Source organism: Synechococcus sp. R55.7 (assembly GCF_047461955.1).
Classification (GTDB): Bacteria; Cyanobacteriota; Cyanobacteriia; order Thermostichales; family Thermostichaceae; genus Thermostichus.
Map to the genome: position 1 here is coordinate 1,521 of NZ_JANSIC010000001.1, position 1,558 is coordinate 3,078.

Sequence of the window (1,558 nt, forward strand, 5' to 3'; positions counted from 1 at the left end):
GTTTTTTCCAACGCTGAGACTCGCCTAAAGCAGTTGGAGCATCACCCCAACCGGACAGCCTGGCTGCGTATTTTGCAGTCGCTGCAGCGCATGGGATCCCTAGAGCTGAGCCGTTTAGATGCCAAGATCTTGGCGGCTACTCTTGAGGATCTGGAGCAGGGGTTTGCCGCCTTCCAAAACTATGCCCACCAACGCAAGATCACCGTTTTCGGGTCGGCACGACTGGGGCCAGAAAGTCCCGAATATCGCCAGGCCCAGTTGTTCGCCTACTGCATCAGTCAACGGGGATTCATGGTCATGACGGGGGGCGGCGGCGGCATTATGGAAGCCGGCAACCGAGGGGCAGGGCTGGAAAACTCTTTTGGGCTCAATATCCAGCTTCCCTTTGAGCAAATGGCCAATCCCGTTATTGCTGCCAGCGATCGGGTCATCAACTTCAAGTATTTCTTTTCGCGCAAGCTCTTTTTTGTTAAAGAAACCGACGCGCTGGTGCTTTTTCCCGGCGGTTTCGGCACTCAGGATGAAGCCTTTGAATGCCTAACCCTGATGCAAACCGGCAAAACCAAGCTCATGCCCTTGGTGCTGGTGGACAGAACAGGTGGCTGCTACTGGAAAGAATGGGACGAATACGTGCGGGAGCACCTGCTCGGTCGCGGCTTGATCAGCCCAGAAGATCTCTTCCTCTACACCCTAACCGACGATGTGGGAGATGCCTGTCAGCAGATTGTCGATTTTTATCGCGTCTTTCACAGCAATCGCTACGTGCGGGAGCTCCTGGTTTTGCGCTTGAACACCAGACTCTCACCGGAAGCCCTAGACATCTTAAACGAAGAGTTTGCCGATATTCTCGATTCGGGCCGGATCGAGCAAACTGGGGCCTTGCCGGAGGAAGCCGAGGAAGATATTGCCCATCTGCCACGGCTGGTGATGCACTTCAACCAGCGCAACTTTGGACGGCTATGGCAAATGGTGCGCCGGATCAACAAGCTTCACCCGGAGCACCCGGATCCTCTGCAAATGCGCCCTGAACAAAAGTAGATGTATCAGCGCTCTCAGAACCATCCAAGAACCAGCAGCCAATTGTTTTGGTGGTGCTCCCAATGGGCCGGTTGTTTGTCAAAATCTGCGGCATCACCCGTCAGGATCAGGCGGAGGCCATCGCCGCGCTGGGGGTGAGTGCCCTTGGGTTCATCGCGGTGCCCAATACCCCCCGCTATTTGCCCCTCTCGGAAATGGCTCGTTGGGTGGGATCCCTGCCCGACCACGTGGAAAAAGTAGGGGTCTTTCTGGATCAGGATCCCCGCGCCATCGCCGCCTGGGTGGAAACGGTGGGCCTCACGGCTGTCCAGTTGCATGGCCAAGAATCCCCGCAAGATTGTCAGCAATTGGGGGAATGGCTTCCCGGGATCCGCCGCATCAAGGCCCTGCGCGTCCGCCAGCCGCAAGATCTGGAAGTGGCCAATCTCTACCGAGACTGTGTGGAGGTGCTGCTTTTGGATGCCTATCACCCCCAACAGGCGGGGGGAACGGGGCGAACCCTGAATTGGCCAGAACTTGC

The 1,558-nt window shown here is 56.9% G+C and carries 2 protein-coding genes; both read left to right on the forward strand.

Annotated elements, in window-relative coordinates; genetic code table 11:
- A partial coding sequence (locus tag NW820_RS00015) for an LOG family protein (RefSeq protein WP_414406330.1) occupies positions 1-1,038 on the forward strand: 1,038 nt, incomplete at its 5' end.
- Between the two features lie 62 nt (positions 1,039-1,100).
- Positions 1,101-1,558 (forward strand): phosphoribosylanthranilate isomerase (locus NW820_RS00020; RefSeq protein WP_414406331.1); only part of this gene is annotated, 458 nt, incomplete at its 3' end.